Source organism: Faecalibacterium sp. Marseille-Q0746, from assembly GCF_017377595.1.
GTDB classification, from domain to species: domain Bacteria; phylum Bacillota; class Clostridia; order Oscillospirales; family Ruminococcaceae; genus Faecalibacterium; species Faecalibacterium duncaniae.
The window spans coordinates 1-17,368 of sequence record NZ_JAFREI010000024.1; the positions used below are offsets into that span (position 1 = coordinate 1).

Sequence of the window (17,368 nt, forward strand, 5' to 3'; positions counted from 1 at the left end):
GCAAGGTCAGCGGGAGTTGACTTGTCAACCTCAATCGGAATCCTATTGCCCGTATCGGATGCTGTGACAAAATATTGCAAAGTCATAATGCCCACCTTCTTTCAGTTTTATTATAACGAAAGAACGATAGACTTTCAAGAAAGAAAATCGCAAAGAGAGTGAAAGTGTGAGAGCAAGAATCGTCCCGTGGCCACAAATTTTCAATTCTTGAAAATTTCTTGCCCATCCGGGACTGCACTTCTGCAACGCTCCCGCGTTTTTGAAGTGCTCTTGTTGGGGCGTGCCTGCCCCAAACCCTGCTTCTGAGGTTACGACAAACGGGAATTTAGTTGGTTGATTATTCTTCGTTATCCTTTTGAGATTCATCACTTTCCCTATTTCGATTTTGACCATCGAGAGCAGACCCTATGCCTACACCAAGCGCTAAACCGACAAGCATATAGAGTGGAATATTGTTGGTTACTACACCAATAGCCGCACCGATAGAAATTCCTATGCTCATAAAAGTCGGTAAATAGTGAGGCTTATCATCTTTTTTATTTTTCATATAGCTATACATTCCTTTCCAAATTATAAGATTTATTGAGTGTCGTTATCAAAATGATTGCAGCAAAAGACTCAATACATAACTAACGATTGCTCCTACTGCAGCACTTCCGATAAACCATAAAACCTTTTGATAAGGACGTTTGCCGTATTCTCTGGCGCTCTGGATTTCATCCAGCCTTTTACCTTCACAAAATGCTACGATTTCTTTATATGTTTGAACATCATTGTCCTTTTTTATTCGTTCAACCTTTGCTGCAAAATACATGGCAGCTAAAGCAATGACACACCAAAGGATCAATGCCCATTTATTACCAATGTAAAATAACGGAGCTGCCGAAATAACAGCAATAACGAGAAAAACCGTATAGATTGCGCCATAGTGATTGAGTTTTTTGATTTCCTCTTGTTTGATTACTTCTTTCATAGTATCAATATCTCCTTTGATTAGTTTATCAAGTGAGATTTGAAAGATTTCACTCAGTAATACCAAGCTGGTTACATCTGGATAGCTTTTGTCATTTTCCCAATTTGAGATTGTTTGCCTTGAAACATAAACATGATCGGCTAACTCCTCTTGAGACAGTTGTAACTCTTGGCGATATTTTTTTATTTGCTTTCCGAGTTCCATCTCTTCACCTCCTTGCATACTCATACTAATCAAAAGATTGTATTTTCGCAATCAAAGGACATTGACATCTGTGTTTTCCGTGTGTCAAAGGTCTTTTACATACCGTTAACTTCCGATTTGTTGAGCCGAGTATACCATACTACCAGCTGAAAGAACACCCCTATATGTCAGAACTTTCCCTTTTTTCTGCGTACGTGCGTACCGGCCATGTACGGACGTACGCAGCGATTAGCCCTCAATGCGCCATATAGGGTGGACGACCAAGTTCGCACAAAGCGAACTTGATCCCGCAAAGCAAAAGGCAGGATACCATCGCCCATGATGATACCCTGCCTTTACTCGTTCTCGCTTACCGCTCTGCGTACTCCCTCCGCAGAACTTCCTGTAAACAAAAAACGTACCCGAACCCTTTCTCGTAAAGAATCGGGTTCGAGTACGAACTGTATGGTGGAGAATTAGGGACTCGAACCCCAGACCCCCTGCGTGTGATGCAGGTGCTCTAACCAGCTGAGCTAATCCTCCGAATCGGAACAAGAGAATTATACCACAACCGAAGTGGATTGGCAAGCCCTAATTTTGATTTTTTCGCAATTTTTTCCCACTGCGGGGCAGTTGCTCTTTTGCGCAAAATGGTGTATACTAAAATTGCGCATTCCAGCGCAAAAAGAGAGGTTTTTTCAATGCTGACACTTCGTGGGATCATTACCATTCTGGTGCTGGCAGGGCTGTTTGCCCTGGCAGTGGTCTGGATCTCCAAGCAGGGCGGCTGGAAAGGCGAAGGCTGCGGCGGCAACTGCGCCTCCTGCCACCAGCACTGCGATACTCCGGAAAAGAAAACGCACTGACTGTAATGCCCCCGGATGGCTGTCCGGGGGCATTTTGCGTCACAGGGCACCGTAGCGGGCGGCAAAAACGGCTACGGTGCTCAGCAGATCGAGCTGGGCTTTCTGGTAGGTGGTGCGCCCGATGCAGAGCCGCTCCAGCACATCCTCCTCCTTGCGGCGCTCCAGATAGCGCAGCTGGAGCAGGCCTGCACGGATGGGGTCGGCGGTGCGGTAATACTCCTGCGTCTGCTGGATGGCCCGGGCCCAGCCCCAATTGGCCGGGCTGCGGGCCCACTGGCGGGTACCGTAGTTCTGCAGGGCCTCCCGGGTCTTTCTGCGCTGTTCAGCGGTCATCACGCCGCCCCCTTTCTTTGGCACATCCGGGTGCCCGGGCCAAAGAAGCAGGCATCCCGCTGTTCCATGGTCAGCCCCAGCATGGCAGAAAGACGGTCGGCTTCGCTGACTTTGAAATCGCTCTCGTCGTTCAGCTTCTGATGCAGGGCGCTGCTGCTGATGCCCAGCACCCGTGCCACATGGCCCAGTTTCAGGCCCTGGCTTTCAATGTAGGCGCGGATCTGTGTGGTATTTGTCATCAAAGGTTCTCCTTTCATCTGGATCTCTGCGTGTCGTTTCACAATCTTTGGTTGTATTATAGTTCGACGTTGATTTTTTGTCAACTATTTTACCAAAATCGCGCGAAAATAGTTGATTTTTAAGAACTTTTCTGATATACTCACGGCAGAACATTCTTTTTCAGGAAAAGCGAGGTCTCTGCCATGTCAGAACTTTCCCGCCGTATCTTACAGCGTCGGCTCGAGCTGGGGCTCTCTCAGGAAGAGCTTGCCCAGCGGATGGGCTACCGCTCCAAATCCTCCATCACCAAGCTGGAAAAAGGGGTCAACGACATCCCGCAGTCCAAGGTGGAGGAGTTTGCCGCTGCATTGGAGACCACCCCCGCATGGCTGATGGGGCTGGAAAACACTGCGTTTGTCCCGCCGGGGTTTGAGCCCCTGCCCGAAATGGTGCGGGTACCGCTGGTGGGCAGCATTGCCTGCGGCACCCCCATCACCGCCGAACAGAACATCGAATGCTATATCGGCGTTCCTGCCGCATGGCACGCCGACTTTGCCCTGACCTGCCACGGCAGCAGCATGGCCCCCACCATCTGCGATGGCGACATCGTCTGCATCCGCTGCCAGCCCGAGGTGGAGCAGGGCGAGATCGCCGCCGTGCGGATCGGCGACGAGGCCACCTTAAAGCATTTTCACCGGCAGGGCGACACCGTTATGCTTCTGGCCGACAACGCCGCCGTCTGCCCGCCCATGATCTATGCCGGGCCACAGTTGAACGAGATCCAGATCGAGGGCAGAGCCGTGGGCTTCTGCAGAGGTTTATAATATGAACAACGAAACCATGACCCTGAAGGTCATCGCACACATCCACACCGCCTTCCCCACCAAGTTTGGCATCCCCCGGCAGAGCGGGCTGGTGGATGGCCTGCGGGGCGAGATCATCTTCACTCCGGAATACCGCAACGCCGATGCCCTGCGCGGACTGGAGGATTTCAGCCACATCTGGCTGGTGTGGCAATTCTCCGGCGCGGTGCGGGAGAGCTGGTCTCCCACCGTCCGGCCCCCGCGCCTGGGCGGCAACACCCGGATGGGCGTGTTTGCCACCCGCTCCCCCTTCCGGCCCAATCCGCTGGGCCTTTCCAGCGTCAGGCTGGAGGCCATCGAGCACCGCCCGGAGGTGGGCCCGGTGCTCATCGTGCGGGGCGCAGACCTGATGGACGGCACCCCCATCTACGACATCAAGCCCTACATCCCCTACGCCGACTGTCACCCGGACGCGGCGGCAGGCTTCACGGCACAGACCCAGACGCACAGGCTGCAGGTCGAATGCCCGCCGGAGCTGTGGGAGGCCGTACCCGCCGCCGAGCGGGACGGCCTGCGGGGCGTGCTGGAAAACGACCCCCGCCCCTCCTACCAGCACGACCCGGAGCGGGTATACGGAATGGAATTTTCGGGATTGGAAGTCCATTTTGTCGTAGATGGTGCTGTTCTGACCGTGACCGGCATCACCCGCCGCTGAGAGGTGCCGCCGTGGAACTGCGTACCATCAACACCTTTTTGCATATTGCGGAGCTGCACAGCTTTTCCCGCGCGGCACGGGAGCTGGGGTATTCCCAGTCGGCGGTCTCCGCACAGGTGGCCCAGCTGGAAGCCGAATTGGAAACGCCGCTCTTCGACCGGGTGGGCAAAACGGTCCGCCTGACCGATGCCGGGCAGACCTTTCTGACCTATGCCCGCTCCCTGCTGGCCACTGCCGAGCAGGCCAAGGCGGCCCTGCAGCCTGCCCGGCAGGTCAGCGGTACCCTGCGGGTGGCACTGGCAGATTCGGTCTGCAGCACTTTTCTGCCCGACCTGCTGCAGCGGTATCACGCCCTCTGCCCGCAGGTGGAGCTGGTACTCCGCACCGCCACCGACGATGAGATGCTCCAGATGCTGGGCTCCAATCAGATTGACATGGCATACACGCTGGACAAGCCGCTGCTGCAGCCCAGCTTCGTGCTGGCTGTGGATGAACCGGAACCAATCTGCGTGGTGGCCCCCGCTGGGCACCCATTGGCCGGGCAGGCAGAGGTCACGCTTCAGGAACTGGCCGGGCAGGAGTTCCTGCTGACCGAGCGAGGCATGAGCTACCGTGATGCCCTCGACCAGTGCATGGCAGCGCATGGGCTGGCCATCAAGCCCTTCCTCGAGCTGGGCAGCGCTTCCCTGCTCTGCCAGATGGTCGAACACGGCATGGGGCTTTCCTTCCTGCCCGAGTACATCGTACAGAATGCCCTCGCCGCCGGAACGCTGGCCCGCCTGAATGTCCCCGCCTGCCGCGTGGAGATGCGGCGGCAGCTGTTCTACCACAAGGATAAATGGCTCACCCCCCAGATGAAAGCATTCATCACGCTGGTGCAGAGATAAAGATAGCAATAAAAAAACAAGCCTTTCCGTCGGTGTCGCACTGTGAGGTGCACCACACGGAAAGGCTTATTATTTACATTATTTTTTCAACAGGTCGGAAAGGCACTGCACCGTCCGGCCATGGTAGCCGGTGACGGTCTCGGCGTGGAGCAGGCTGCTCAGGACGCTTTCCTCCACACACTCGGCCACCGCCCGGAACAGCGGGTTGATGGCATCATCGTGGAGCATCTCCATGGGCAGGAGGGCCTTTTCCGAGTAATGCGGCATCCGGTTGGCCGTGGTAAAGGCCAGAACGATCTCACCCGAACCGTTGCCGCAGGCACTGCCGGTGCGGGAAAGTCCCACCAGCGCCCGGTGGCAGAGCCGCCGCAGCTGGCGCTCGCTCAGGGGGATATCTGTTGCCAGCACCGTGATGATGGAGCCCTTGTCCTCATGGGGCGGGATGCGGGCTTCCAACAGCTCGTGGATGGGTGTGCCCGCCACGATGAGGTCATCGAAGGTGGCATGATTGGAGAGCACCATTGCCCCGATGGTGTAGGACTTACCGTCCAGCTCCACCAGCCGGGAGGCAGAACCAATGCCGCCTTTCAGCCCGTGGCAGCGCATTCCGCGTCCGGCACCCACTGCACCCTCGGCGAAATCGGCTTTGCAGTCTGCCAGAGCGGCAGCCACATGCGCCTCAGTAACATGCAGGCCCCGGATATCGTTCAGGCCGCAGTCGTTGCACTCGCAGACGACCGGGTTCACACTGCCGGTGGTCTCGCAGATATCGGGGTTGCGCTCCAGCATATATTTGACCAGCGCCGTCTCCACGGTGCCCACACTCAGGGTGTTGGTAAACAGGATGGGGGTCTCCAGCGTGCCCAGCTCATCGATCTGGACAAGGCCCGTGGTCTTGCCGAAGCCGTTGATGACATGGCAGGCCGCCAGCACCTTATCATGGAACACATCCCCGGGGTGAGGCAGCAGCGCGGTCACACCGGTCTGGATGTCGCCATCCGCCAGTGTGCAATGGCCCACCGTCACGCCCGGCACATCACTGATCTTATTACGCTCCCCGTGGGGCAGATGCCCCACCCGGAAGCCCCATTCATTCTTATCGATTCCCATAAATACCTCTCCGTTATTGCTTTCCAATACTGCCCCTCCTGATAGGAGAGGCAGAAAAACAGTCGTGCATAAACCTGGCATCCCCATGGGGGAGCTGCCGCAGGCGGCTGAGCGGGTTCACCCCTCAGAATGCTTCACGCGCTGCATCTCTCCCAGATCATAGGGGGTGTTCTGGTAGACGTAGTAGTTCAGCCAGTTCTCATACAGCAGATGGGCGTGCGCGCGCCAGCGGAAGAGCGGCGGCTGGCTGGGATCATCGTTGGGGTAGTAGTTTTTGGGCACTGCAATGGGCAGGCCCCTGGCAACATCCCGCTTATACTCCGCATCCAGCGTGTATTTGTCGTACTCCGGGTGGCCGATGACAAAGATCTGACGGCCGTTCTCGGTGCTCATCAGGAAAGGCCCTGCCTCATCGCTCTCGGCAAGGATGCGCAGCGCACTGCAGTGGTCAATATCCTCCCGGCTCATGGCAGTGTGGCGGCTGTGGGGGGCATAGAACACCTCATCAAAGCCGCGCACCAGCGGGTTGGAGGGCCGGATGACCCGGTGCTCGAACACGCCGAACATCTTGGCAGGCAGCAGCTCCTTGCGGATGCCGTAGTGGTAGTACAGGCCCGCCTGCGCACCCCAGCAGACATGCAGGGTGGAATAGACATTCGTCTCGCTGAAATCCATGATCTCGCACAGCTCCGGCCAGTAATCCACCTGCTCAAAGTCCATGGTCTCCACCGGAGCGCCGGTGATGATCATGCCGTCGTAGCGGTTATGCTTCACCTCGTCAAAGGTCTTATAAAAGGCCTCCAGATGGGCCGCGGAGACGTGCGTTGCCTCATGGCTCATCGTCTGCAGCAGGGTCATGTGCACCTGCAGCGGCGTGTTGGCCAGCAGCCGGGCGATCTGAGTCTCGGTGGCGATCTTGGTGGGCATCAGGTTCAGGATCAGGATCTCCAGCGGGCGGATATGCTGGGACGCTGCCCGCTCCCGGTGCATGACAAAGACGTTTTCCTCGTACAGTGCATCGTAAGCAGGCAGAGTCTTGGGAATGATCAGCGGCATAGTGTCGTACTCCTTTGGTGCGGATATTGATAGCGGCCTCGCCCTCTCCGTCACGGCTTACGCCGTGCCACCTCCCCCAAAGTGGGAGGCCTTGGCAAAACCACAAAGTTTATTTTTCGCCAGAGGCTCCCCCTTTGGGGGAGCTGCTGAACGAAGTGAAGCTGAGAGGGCGAGACCGTTAAATCTTATCCAAAGCCTGTGCGATATCTGCGATCAGATCCTCAGCGCTTTCCAGACCGCAGCTCATGCGCACCAGCTCTGCGGGCACACCGGCGGCTTTCAGCTGCTCATCGTTCATCTGGCGGTGGGTGCTGGATGCCGGGTTCAGGCAGCAGGTGCGGGCATCGGCCACATGGGTCTCAATGGCGGCCAGCTTGAGCTCCTTCATAAAGGTGCTGGCAGCTTCGCGGCCGCCGGCCAGACCAAAGCTGACCACGCCGCAGCTGCCATTGGGCAGATACTTTTCAGCCAGTGCGTGGTAGGGGCTGGACTCCAGGCCGCAGTAATTCACATAGGCCACCTTGGGATGGCTTTCGAGGAACTTTGCCACAGCCATACCGTTGGCGCAGTGGCGCTGCATCCGGACATGCAGGCTTTCCAGGCCGAGGTTCAGCATATAGGCATTCATCGGGGACTGCATGGAGCCGAAGTCCCGCATCAGCTGAGCCGTTGCCTTGGTGATAAAGGCACCCTCTTTGCCGAAGCGCTCGGCGTAAGTGATGCCGTGGTAGCTGTCATCCGGGGTGCACAGGCCGGGGAACTTCTCGGCGTGGGCCATCCAGTCGAACTTGCCGCTGTCCACAATGGCACCGCCCAGCACCGCGCCGTGGCCGTCCATGTACTTGGTGGTGGAGTGGGTCACGATATCCGCGCCCCACTCAAAGGGGCGGCAGTTGACCGGCGTGGGGAAGGTGTTGTCCACGATCAGGGGCACGCCGTGGGCGTGAGCAGCCTTGGCAAACTTCTCGATATCCAGCACAGTCAGGGCGGGGTTGGCAATGGTCTCGCCGAACACCACCTTGGTGTTGGGCCGGAAGGCGGCGTTCAGCTCCTCCTCGGTGCACAGCGGGTCCACAAAGGTGGCCTCAATGCCCATCTTCTTCATGGTGACAGAAATGAGGTTGAAGGTGCCGCCGTAGATGGTGCTGGATGCCACGATATGGTCACCGGCCTCGCAGAGGTTGAACAGGGCAAAGAAGTTGGCTGCCTGACCGCTGGAGGTCAGCATGGCGGCAGTGCCGCCCTCCAGCTCGCAGATCTTCTTGGCCACAAGGTCACAGGTGGGGTTCTGCAGGCGGGAGTAGAAGTAGCCGTCGGCTTCCAGGTCGAACAGCTTGCCCATATCCTCGCTGGTGGCATATTTGAAGGTGGTGGACTGGATGATGGGGATCTGACGGGGCTCGCCATTGCCGGGCGTATAACCGCCCTGCACACAGATGGTATCACGGTTCATTGCAACATACTCCTTTACTGGGTTTGTCCGAATAGTACAATTCCCCGCAGGAGCACATGCCTCCGGCGGGGAATTGAAACGTTGAATTTAAACTCCTGCTCCGAGGCAAGGCTCTGCTCTGTATAACCTCTCCGTCATCCTCGCTAACGCTCGATGCCACCTCCCCTAGTAGGGGAGGTCTTGGCATTCCGTCGCGTTTTCGAGTGTAAGCGCTTCGCTACGATTTGCTCTGCTGACGCAGTGTTTTGCCTTACGGCAGAAATTGATTTGGGAGCCAAAGGCGAAGAGATCAAAAAATGAATCTTTTGCCAAGGGCTCCCCTACTAGGGGAGCTGTCGCGGCGAAGCCCGCGACTGAGAGGTTTGACAACAGGCACGGATACTTCTTTTACTTCCTCAGCCGCTTATCGCTTCTGGTGGCCCAGAAAGTGCCAACGGTCTGGAAGATCTGCACCAGCAGCACCAGCAGGATGACACAGACGATCATAATGTTGGTCTGGTAGCGGTAGTAGCCGTAGGAAAGGGCGATCTTGCCCAGACCGCCGCCGCCAATGACACCGGACATGGCCGAGTAGCCCAGAATGGTGGTCAAAGCTGTGGTCATGCTGGAGATCAGGCCGGGCAGGCACTCGGGGATCATTACTTTGGTGATGATCTGGAACGGGGTCGCACCCATGCTCTGGGCGGCTTCCACCACACCCTCATCCAACTCGCGCAGGCTGGTCTCCACCAGACGCGCCACAAACGGGAAGGCCGCCACCACCAGCGGAACGATGGTGGCCTTGGTGCCTACGGTGGTGCCCACGATGATACGGGTCAGCGGAAAGACACAGATCATCAAAATCAGGAAAGGCACACTGCGCAGGATGTTGATGATGATATTCAGCAGGTGCATCAGCCAGCCGGGCAGGGGCAGAATGCCGTCCTTATCACCGGCCACCAGCAGCACACCCAGCGGCAGGCCGATGACCAGAGAGAACGCGGTGGAGAGCACCGTCACATAGAAGGTCTCCCAGATGGCAAAGCCATAATCTGCAATGGTCATTCTCCGGTCACCTCCTCCACCGTAATGCCGGGCTGTGCCCGCATGTAGGCAGCAGCTTGTTTTGCTTCGTCCAGGTCAGCGGGCAGCTTGAGCAGCATGGAGCCGTAGCACTGGCCGCTCAGGTCGCGGGTATCGGCGCTGAGCACCGACACCAGAATGCCCTTTTCGGCGGCAAGGCTTGCCACCAGCGGTTTTGCGGCGGAAGAACCGTTGAAGGTCACACGCACCACATGATCGTCCGGCGCAAAGCTGGACAGGTCGCGGGCTGCGCTGCCGCCGTTGGGAGCCACCAGACGCTTTGCCGCGGCGGTCTTGGGGTTGGCGAAGATCTCCTTCACCTCGCCCTGTTCCACCACAACGCCGCCGTCCAGAATGGCAACGTGATCGCAGATCTCCTCCACAACGCTCATCTGATGGGTGATGACCACCACCGTGATGCCCAGCTTCCGGTTGATGTCCTTGATCAGGGTCAGGATGGAGTGGGTGGTGTTGGGGTCCAGCGCGCTGGTGGCCTCATCGCAGAGCAGGACCTTGGGGTCAGTTGCCAGTGCGCGGGCAATGGCAATGCGCTGCTTCTGGCCGCCGGAGAGCTGGGCCGGGTAGGCGTTGGCCTTATCGGGCAGGCCCACCATTTCCAGCAGCTCCTTGGCGCGCTTTTCGGCTTCCTCTTTCTTCACACCTGCCAGCTCCATGGGAAAGCAGATGTTCTTCAGGCAGCTGCGCTGCATCAGCAGGTTGAACTGCTGGAAGATCATCGTGATCTCCCGGCGGCGCTGACGCAGCTGGGCAGGCGTGAGCTTTTCCATCTCCACGCCGTCAATGACCACGCTGCCCTCGGTGGGGCGCTCCAGCAGGTTGATGCAGCGCACCAGCGTGGATTTGCCCGCGCCAGACATGCCGATGATGCCGTAAATCGAACCATCCGGGATGGTCAGGCTGATGTCCTTCAGCGCATTCACTGCGCCGTCCTTCATCTGGAAGGTCTTGGAAAGGTGTTTGATCTCGATCACAGAAATTGCTCCTTGCTGTTGAATAAGCTCCTTCAGTCAAATCCTTACGGATTTGCCAGCTCCCTCATAGAGGGAGCCTGAAACAGAACGGTCAGGCAAAGGCCCCCTCCCCGAGGGGGCTGTCACCGCAAGGTGACTGGGGGAGTTCGCTTAACCCTCGATCGGGCTCAGGTCGCTCTGCTTGCCGCCGTAGATGCCCATGGGCTCAACGTGGATACCGGCAACGGAGACCAGGTGGGTGCCCTTCTCCTCATTGAAGTTGTCCAGGTAGGGCTGATGCTGGAAGTAGTTGGTATCGCACTGGCCATCCTCAACGATGGTGTTGGGGATCACATAGTCATCGTACTCCTGGATGTCCAGCGTAATGCCCTTGTCGGCCAGGATCTGCTTGCAGACCTCCAGGATCTCGCAGTGGGGAGCGGGGGTGGCAGCGCAGCTGACAGTCTCACCGTTCAGTGCGTCATAATCGATGGAAGGATCATAGCCGTCGGTGGGGTCTTCCACAACAGAGACCACAGCGCCGCCGTAGCTCTCGGTCATAAAGTCCTTGACCTGCTGGCTCTGCAGGGCAGCGACCAGAGCCTTGATCTTGGGCTCCTCCTCATTGCCTTCCTTGCAGACCAGAACGTTGACGTAGGCAGAGGTGCCGTCCTCCATGGCCAGAGCGTCGGTCATGGGGTCCAGACCGGCGGAGATGGCGTAGTTGGAGTTGATGACAGCGTAGTCCTCATCCTGCAGAACGTTGGGCACCTGAGCGGCCTCGACCTCGTCCACATTGACGTTCAGGGGGTTCTCTTCGATGTCGTTCTTGGTGGCGGTCAGGCCTGCATCTGCCTTCAGCTTGAAGAAGCCATTCTTCTCCAGCAGGGTCAGAGCGCGGGCCTCGTTGGTGGTGTCGTTGGGAACAGCGACCTTGATCTTGTCCAGCTTGGCAGCGGTGGAGGCAGCCTCAGAGGATGCAGCGCCGGAAGCGGCGGAGCTTGCGGTGGAGGAAGAGCCGCCGCAGGCGGTCAGGGCAGCGGCAGCAGCGGCCACGCCGGAAACTTTCAGAAAATTACGACGAGTGATCTTAGACATTTTGTTTTCCCTCTCTACTTTTACAAAAGTGTTTTTGTGCGGTGCGGCACAATCCGCACCCTTTGCACCGGAAGCAAAATAAAAAACGCTTCCGTCCTCAGCGGGTATACACCCACAAGGACGAAAGCGTAAAACTTCCGTGGTACCACCTTGGTTTACTGTCCCCTCACAGAGACAGCCTCACTGCTGCGGCGTTTTGCAACGCGACAACCGGACGCTGTAACGGGCGCTCCCGTCGCAGGCTTAGCACTCTTGCACTTCGCCCCCGCGGCTCCGAGACCATTTTCAGTTCCCTGTTTCCTGCCCTTTTCCACCGCCCGGGCTCTCTGGAAGGATCAATGCGAAAACCTACTCTTCTCTTCACAGCCATTTTTGTGATATTGCATACATAATACCCCACTCTTCCGGGTTTGTCAACCCTTTCAACGAAGTTTTTCAGTAGGGAATTGCCCGCTTACTGCCGGCCGGCATCCTGCTCCGTGCTGTACAGCACCATCAGGTGGTTGGCGCTGGCTTCCAGCTGGGATTTTGCCTGACGGAGATTTGCTTCCTCGGTCTCGTTCATCTTTTCGGGCTTATCCTTGCGCAGGCAGCGGCGCAGGCTGGCAAGGTCGTTCTTGACTCGGTTCTTCTCGTCCTTGTCCAGCTCCTTTTTGCACTTGGAGAGGGCCTCATCCACCTTGTAAGCCAGCATCTCGGCCTGGTTGTGGAGCTCCAGCCGCTCCCTGCGGCGGGTATCCTCCTCCTCGTAGGCGGCAGCATCGGCCATGGCGCGCTGGATCTCGTTCTCAGAAAGATTGGTGCTGCCGGTGATGGTGATGTTCTGCTCCCGGCCGGTGCCCAGATCCTTTGCGGACACCTTGACCACGCCATTCACATCGATGTCAAAGGTGACCTCGATCTGGGGCTTGGAGGAGAAGCCGGAGCGGATGCCGGTGAGCTTGAATTTGCCCAGGCTCTTGTTGTCGCGGGCAAAGTGGCGCTCGCCCTGCAGCACGTTGATCTCCACGCTGGTCTGCATGGGGCGGGCCGTGGTAAAGATCTGGCTCTTGCGGGTGGGGATCATGCTGTTGCGGGTGATGAGGGGGGTGGCCACGCCGCCCAGCGTCTCAATGGACAGCGTCAGCGGGGTGACATCCATCAGCACAAGGCCCTGCGCGGCCGCGCCGGTGGCACCGGCCAGCTTTCCGCCGCCCTGCAGCAGACCGCCCTGCACGGCAGCCCCCATGGCCACGCATTCATCGGGGTTCAGGGTATGGCTGGGCTCACAGCCCAGCAGCTCCCGGACCTGCCGCTCCACAGCAGGCATCCGGGTGCTGCCGCCCACCAGCAGGACTTTGCCCAGCTGGCTGGCGGAAAGCCCGGCATCCCGCAGGGCGTTCTGCACTGGCTGAACGGTGCGGGCCAGCAGGTCACCGGTCATCATCTCAAACTGGGGGCGGCCCAGGCTCAGATCCAGATGGTGAGGGCCATCCTTGCCCACCGCGATGAACGGCAGGTTCAGCTGGGCGGAAAGCGCACTGGAAAGCTCCTTCTTGGCCTTTTCCGCTTCCTCCTTCAGGCGGCCCATGGCGGCGGGGTCCTTGGTCAGATCGATGCGGTCAGACCTGCGGAATTCCGCCACAGCCCACTCAACGATGCGCTCGTCAAAGTCATCGCCGCCCAGATGGGTATCGCCGCCGGTGGCCAGCACCGTAAAGGTGCCGTCCTCGATCTCGATGATCGAAACATCAAAGGTGCCGCCACCCAGATCGTAGACCAGGATCTTCTGGGGAGCTTCGTTGTCCAGGCCATAGGCCACTGCGGCGGCGGTGGGCTCGTTGATGATGCGCAGAACATTCAGGCCCGCAATGCGGCCCGCATCCTGAGTGGCCTTGCGCTGGCTGTCGTCAAAATAGGCAGGCACCGTGATAACCGCCTCGGTCACCGGTTCGCCCAGGTAGCTCTCGGCATCGCGGCGGATCTTGGTCAGAATCATGGCGCTGATCTCCTGCGGGGGCAGGTCTCTGCCATCGATATGCACCCGGTGATCAGAACCCATGTACCGCTTGATGCTGGACACCGTGCGGCCTGAGTTTGTGGCGATCTGGCGCTTTGCCGCGCCGCCCACCAGACGCTCGCCATCCTTGGTAAAGGCCACCACGCTGGGGGTGGTGCGCTCGCCTTCGGCGTTGGTGATGACCACAGGCTTGCCGCCCTCCACCACCGCCACACAGGAGTTGGTGGTACCAAGGTCGATTCCGATCACTTTGCTCATAGTGCTTGTCCTCTTTTCTTCGGCGCAGAATATTTCCTTGAATATCTTACCGGTTTCCTATGACGATTTCTTAGAACAAATGTAAAGAAACTGTGTTTCAGGCGTTTTTATCCTCGGCCAGCAGCTGATCGGTCAGCAGTTCAGCCTCCCGCAGCCAGTCGGCAGCATCCGTTTCGCCCTCAGCCTGCAGGATCCGAAACCCCTGCACGGCCTCCGCCACCTGCAGCAGCGCCTTTTTGCGGGAGAGGTACTGGGTCTCGTACTGGGCAAGGCGCAGGCAGACCTGCGGGGTGTAGGCGATGTCCGGCACCTCCCGGGCAGCGCTCTGGGCGCGGCGGTAGTATTGCAGGGTCTCCGCCATCTCCCCGCCCGATGCAGCACAGTCATCCCCCAGGGCGATCATGGCCTGCACCTCCCCGGCCTGTGCGGCCTTTTTCCACATCCGCCGGGCCTGGGTCTTATTCTTCCGGGTACCCCGGCCATAATACAGGCAGTCCCCCAGAGCAGAAAGAGCCTCGGCGCTGCCAGCCTCGGCAGCGGCAGTGTAGCGGGCCGCTGCCTCCGGCCAATCCCCGGCCCGGGCGGCGGCGTGCCCGGCTTCCAGCTCCTGAGCGCCGGGGTTGTCGCTTCCCCGCTCCGATCTCAGCAGCCCGCTGAGCAGGGAGACATCCAGCGTGGCAGAGCTTGTCCACGGGTCCAGCACCACACCATCGATGCCGTCCGTTTCCAGCGCATACTCCATGGCGCTGCGCAGGCTGCGCTCCACCATGGGGCGGGTGGCGCTGGCCTTTTCCGCCTCGGCGTTCTTTACCGAGGTGAACAGCGGCAGATAGTTTCGCTCTTTCCGGGTGTGGAGCAGCCAGGGCTGCAGGCCCTCGGCCCGCTCCTCCGGGATGGGCAGGTGTGCCCAGGGGGCGGCCCCGCTCTGGGGGTCCACCGCCGCATCCAGCGGCACCAGTACCTTGGTCTGCAATTCCAGCGCATAGTTCAGGGCGTTCATCAGGCTCCAGAAATGTTCCTCGTTCTGCTCCCGGTACAGCCGCGCCACGGCCTCCTCCACAAACGGACAGCCTGTGCCCACCGGCCCATACTGCGGCGCAGTCCGCTTTTTCCCGCTGCCCACCGGCCGGAAGCGCCGACCGCCCATGTTGTATGCCATTTATCTCACCCTTCTTTTTCATCAATAGGATAAGTATAGCAGGAATCCGCAAATTTCACAATATTTTCCCGCAGGCAGCCGAACGCAAAAACAGCAGACGGCTGCACATGGCCGTCTGCTGTTCGGTTCACTCTTCTGCCGTTTTCTCCGCATCGTCCAGATAGTTCTCGATGCTGCCGATGCTGTACCGGTTCTCGTTGGCTTTCACGCTCCGTGCACTGGCATCGTAGCAGGCTTCCAGAATGGGCATCACTGGCTGCTGGCCCTCCGGGTCGGTCAGATGTCCGATGGCCCGGGCCTCATAGTAGTTGTCGATGATCTGGTTCACGATCCGTTTGCGGTCACGGAGCGGAGTCTGCAGGTTGGCCAGCAGCTCCTGCCGGATGCCGCAGCTGTTGCTGCCGTGGTCGCCGAACAGGATGTAATACTCCTGCTCGATCTCCAGCGGTGCAGCCTGATGCAGATAATAATCCGCCAGTGTCCTCCGCTTCTTTTCGGTGCTGAAGCCCTTGATATCCTCCATGCCGCACGGAAAGAGTTCCGGATGCAGGATCCACATTTCATAGGGCCCCACCGGCAGGTGCAGAGTATCGAATACATCCAGAAAATCCTCCAGCGCAATGCGGATCTCGCCCCGCTCCCATTTCTGAATGGTGCGCTTGTCCCGCCCCAGCATATCCGCAAGCTCCTGCTGAGATCTGCCCGCCACGTTCCGGGCAAAGGCAATGGCTTCCCCGATTCGGTTCCGGTAGTTGGTCATATTCTTTCCCTCCTGACACACACTTGTACACCAGGCATTCCAACGTCTGGCGACATAAAATACTTTCCTCTGATAAAAGGATAATGGTTTGTCCCGCCTTCTGTCAAGAGTTGCAAATTCAATCACTTCACGTCAAATTTTTGTTAAATGTGTCATTCAAGCCGGACAGCCGCCTTTTTTGCAGAGATTTTGCCGCTCCGTGGGGCATCCGCCCCCTGTCTTAAACAACGTTCGGGCCATTTTGTCCTTTTTCACCTGCCGGAGGCAGCCGGATGTGTCATGTACACCACAACACGTAACGCAAAATATTTTTTGCAAAAAATTCCTCTTCGGCAAGTTTTTCCCAGCGCATCCGTTTCCATACACGCAAAAACCGCCCATAGCCGTCAAAAACAGCCATGGGCGGGTGCTTTTTCTTTATGCCAGTTTGTTCAGCCTTACGGCAACGTAGGGGTCAGGGAGCTTGAGTTCGTCAGCAAGGTCGGCTTCAGATTCGTACTTCTCCGCCGCCATGCCCACCACAACGCTGCACACGTCAAAGCGTCCGGCGGGCGAAAGGGCCGTGACCTTGGCTTCTCCATCGGCAATGGCGGTCACCACGCCGTCCGCATCCACGGTAACGACACCGGGGTTGCTGCTGACCCATGTAATGGGCACACTGCCGCCGCCCTCCACCGCAACGGTGGCCGTCAGGCGTTCCTGGGTGCCCACGGTGCGGAGCAGCAGGTCACTCTTGTTCAGGGTCACCTTGCCGATATCCGAAGTCACCGTGACGCTGCACCGCAAAGCCTGGCCGTTGGAGACCATTGCCGTGATGGTGGTGGTGCCCGCCGCCTGAGCCGTGACAAGGCCCTTGTCGCTGACTGTGGCAACCTCGGGGTTGCTGCTCATCCACTGGTAGACATAGAGGAAGGAGTGGTCGCTGTTGGTCAGCTGGAGCTGGTGGGCGGGGTGCAGGTCATTGTACTGCAGCACAAGGCTCAGGCTGGTGGTATCCAGCGTGGGCTTTTTTCTGGCTGCTTCTTCATTTTTGCGGGTCACGGTCACCTTGCAGGCGGCACGTTCGCCGTGGTCGGAGATGGCGGTGATGATGGCAGTGCCTGCATTGCGGCCCGTCACCTTGCCGTCGCCATCCACCGTGGCAACATTGGAGTTGCTGCTCATCCAGACGATGAAGTAATAATCGCTCTGTCCGCTGGTGTACAGGTAGCCCTTGGGGCGGGGGTCATCATCGGTGATCTCCAGCTCCATCTCGGTCAGCTCCAGTTCCAGCTTGGAGCCGGTTCCGGTCAGGCCTGTCAGCACACCGGGCGCGGCCTGCGCAGGCAAAGGGGCAGCCAGCAGGGCCCCGCTCAGAGCCAGCAGGGCCAGAAGCCGCCCCGCGGTTTGGAATTTCCATTTCATTGGGTCGAACTTCCCTCCTTGTTTCATCCCATGGGATCAAAGGAATGCCGCACACATGG

General features: G+C 58.4%; 18 protein-coding genes, 1 tRNA gene and 1 other annotated feature. Of the genes, 4 read left to right on the top strand and 15 right to left on the bottom strand.

What is annotated here, in order from left to right; translation table 11 throughout:
- Positions 1-337 precede the first annotated feature (337 nt).
- The 3 genes from J3351_RS12220 to J3351_RS12230 form a co-directional block, all read right to left on the bottom strand.
- On the bottom strand, positions 338-547 hold the full coding sequence (locus J3351_RS12220; protein ID WP_117477165.1) for an AtpZ/AtpI family protein: 210 nt from the start codon (positions 545-547) through the stop codon (positions 338-340).
- Between the two features lie 48 nt (positions 548-595).
- Positions 596-1,177 carry a helix-turn-helix domain-containing protein gene (locus J3351_RS12225; protein WP_117505945.1) on the bottom strand — a complete coding sequence of 194 codons (582 nt, stop codon included), beginning with the start codon at positions 1,175-1,177 and terminating at the stop codon, positions 596-598.
- Positions 1,178-1,622: 445 nt separating this feature from the next.
- A tRNA-Val gene (locus tag J3351_RS12230) sits at positions 1,623-1,699 on the bottom strand.
- A 158-nt stretch (positions 1,700-1,857) separates the two neighbouring features.
- Between J3351_RS12230 and J3351_RS12235 the strand changes: the two genes are divergently transcribed.
- A complete protein-coding gene (locus J3351_RS12235; protein WP_097771614.1) occupies positions 1,858-2,022 on the top strand; it encodes a FeoB-associated Cys-rich membrane protein in 165 nt (54 codons plus the stop codon).
- Between the two features lie 39 nt (positions 2,023-2,061).
- On the opposite strand, the gene J3351_RS12240 is transcribed toward J3351_RS12235, so the two are convergent.
- Positions 2,062-2,355, bottom strand: coding sequence for a hypothetical protein (locus tag J3351_RS12240; RefSeq protein ID WP_005935258.1), 294 nt, complete (start codon positions 2,353-2,355; stop codon positions 2,062-2,064).
- Positions 2,355-2,594, bottom strand: a complete 240-nt coding sequence (locus tag J3351_RS12245) for a helix-turn-helix transcriptional regulator (protein ID WP_099357280.1) — start codon at positions 2,592-2,594, stop codon at positions 2,355-2,357. The genes J3351_RS12240 and J3351_RS12245 overlap by 1 nt, the downstream gene beginning before the upstream one ends.
- A gap of 183 nt (positions 2,595-2,777) precedes the next feature.
- On the opposite strand from J3351_RS12245, the gene J3351_RS12250 reads away from it, so the two are divergent.
- From J3351_RS12250 to J3351_RS12260, 3 genes are read left to right on the top strand one after another with little or no spacing between them, the layout of a single operon-like run.
- Entirely contained in the window at positions 2,778-3,398 is a 621-nt protein-coding gene (locus J3351_RS12250) for a LexA family transcriptional regulator (protein WP_097771612.1), read from the top strand.
- Position 3,399: 1 nt separating this feature from the next.
- A complete protein-coding gene (gene tsaA / locus J3351_RS12255; RefSeq protein ID WP_156059818.1) occupies positions 3,400-4,092 on the top strand; it encodes a tRNA (N6-threonylcarbamoyladenosine(37)-N6)-methyltransferase TrmO in 693 nt (230 codons plus the stop codon).
- 11 nt (positions 4,093-4,103) lie between these two features.
- Entirely contained in the window at positions 4,104-4,979 is an 876-nt protein-coding gene (locus J3351_RS12260; protein ID WP_156059819.1) for a LysR family transcriptional regulator, read from the top strand.
- A 78-nt stretch (positions 4,980-5,057) separates the two neighbouring features.
- Here J3351_RS12260 and J3351_RS12265 read toward each other — a convergent pair whose 3' ends face one another.
- The 10 genes from J3351_RS12265 to J3351_RS12310 form a co-directional block, all read right to left on the bottom strand.
- Positions 5,058-6,089 (bottom strand): P1 family peptidase, encoded by a 1,032-nt coding sequence (locus J3351_RS12265; RefSeq protein ID WP_207697844.1) that lies wholly within the window; start codon positions 6,087-6,089, stop codon positions 5,058-5,060.
- Between the two features lie 117 nt (positions 6,090-6,206).
- Positions 6,207-7,145, bottom strand: coding sequence for a homoserine O-succinyltransferase (metA, locus tag J3351_RS12270; RefSeq protein WP_207697845.1), 939 nt, complete (start codon positions 7,143-7,145; stop codon positions 6,207-6,209).
- Between the two features lie 178 nt (positions 7,146-7,323).
- Positions 7,324-8,598 carry an O-acetylhomoserine aminocarboxypropyltransferase/cysteine synthase family protein gene (locus J3351_RS12275; RefSeq protein ID WP_207697846.1) on the bottom strand — a complete coding sequence of 425 codons (1,275 nt, stop codon included), beginning with the start codon at positions 8,596-8,598 and terminating at the stop codon, positions 7,324-7,326.
- Positions 8,599-8,985: 387 nt separating this feature from the next.
- Positions 8,986-9,642, bottom strand: coding sequence for a methionine ABC transporter permease (locus tag J3351_RS12280; RefSeq protein WP_097771607.1), 657 nt, complete (start codon positions 9,640-9,642; stop codon positions 8,986-8,988).
- Positions 9,639-10,652, bottom strand: a complete 1,014-nt coding sequence (locus tag J3351_RS12285) for a methionine ABC transporter ATP-binding protein (protein WP_097771606.1) — start codon at positions 10,650-10,652, stop codon at positions 9,639-9,641. Before J3351_RS12285 ends, J3351_RS12280 begins: the two co-directional genes overlap by 4 nt.
- A 150-nt stretch (positions 10,653-10,802) precedes the next feature.
- Entirely contained in the window at positions 10,803-11,729 is a 927-nt protein-coding gene (locus J3351_RS12290; protein ID WP_035394877.1) for a MetQ/NlpA family ABC transporter substrate-binding protein, read from the bottom strand.
- Between the two features lie 113 nt (positions 11,730-11,842).
- Positions 11,843-12,102, bottom strand: a binding site (T-box leader).
- Positions 12,103-12,183: 81 nt separating this feature from the next.
- Entirely contained in the window at positions 12,184-13,986 is a 1,803-nt protein-coding gene (gene dnaK / locus J3351_RS12295) for a molecular chaperone DnaK (protein WP_207697847.1), read from the bottom strand.
- Positions 13,987-14,083: 97 nt separating this feature from the next.
- Positions 14,084-15,145: an SseB family protein gene (locus J3351_RS12300; protein ID WP_207697848.1), complete on the bottom strand. Its 1,062-nt coding sequence runs from the start codon at positions 15,143-15,145 to the stop codon at positions 14,084-14,086.
- Positions 15,146-15,272: 127 nt separating this feature from the next.
- Positions 15,273-15,905: a helix-turn-helix domain-containing protein gene (locus tag J3351_RS12305; protein ID WP_207697849.1), complete on the bottom strand. Its 633-nt coding sequence runs from the start codon at positions 15,903-15,905 to the stop codon at positions 15,273-15,275.
- 417 nt (positions 15,906-16,322) lie between these two features.
- Positions 16,323-17,309: an Ig-like domain-containing protein gene (locus J3351_RS12310; protein WP_156071199.1), complete on the bottom strand. Its 987-nt coding sequence runs from the start codon at positions 17,307-17,309 to the stop codon at positions 16,323-16,325.
- Positions 17,310-17,368 lie beyond the last annotated feature (59 nt).